Annotated in this window: 1 protein-coding gene; it reads left to right on the forward strand. The window is 70.1% G+C overall.

What is annotated here, in order from left to right; genetic code table 11:
• Positions 1–722 (forward strand): GAF domain-containing protein (locus GH737_RS14965; RefSeq protein ID WP_155265547.1); only part of this gene is annotated, 722 nt, incomplete at both ends.

Here is a 722-nt window from a genome sequence, read left to right on the forward strand (position 1 = left end):
CCGCTCACCGAGCGGATCGTCAAGGCCTTCGCCGACATGGTCGACGCGCCGGGCGGCCTGCTGCTGGCCGGCGAGGGCGGGTCGGCCGCCCTCGCGGCGAGCTGGAACTGGCCGGGCGAAAGCCCATCGGCAGCATGCCGGGCCGAAAACGGCGCGCTGTGGGGCGCAATCGAGGAAAGCGGCCGGATCGTCGAGTTCGAGGCGCTGCGGCAGGGGTGGGCAAAGGACGCAGACAAAGCGCTTCCGGTGCCCGGGTGGATGCTCGACGACAAGCTGGTGTGGGTCGGCGTGCCGCTGCTCCACCAGCAGCGGCTGGTCGGCCTCGTGATCCTCGCCGCGCCCGAATATCGCCGCCCGCTCGACTGGGAAGATTTCGACCTGTTGCGCACCGGCGGCAAGCAGGCGGCGAGCTCGCTCGCCGAGGCGATGAGCCAGGAAGCGCTCGCCAATGCGCAACGGTTCGAGGAGTTCAACCGCCGCTTCGCCTTCATCCTGCACGACATCAAGAATCTGGTGAGCCAGCTGTCGCTGCTCGCGCGCAACGCCGAGCGGCACGCCGACAATCCGGAATTCCGCGCCGACATGGTGGCGACTCTGCAATCGTCGGTCGGCAAGATGAACGAGCTGCTCGCACGCCTCGCGCCGAAGTCGTCGGCGCGGGTGCAGCGGGTCGAGGCGCAGCCGCTGCGGCCGATCCTGACCGCGGCAATCGCCGCCCGCCG

Origin of the sequence: Sphingomonas segetis, assembly GCF_009720245.1 — a bacterium.
GTDB lineage: Bacteria > Pseudomonadota > Alphaproteobacteria > Sphingomonadales > Sphingomonadaceae > Sphingomicrobium > Sphingomicrobium segetis.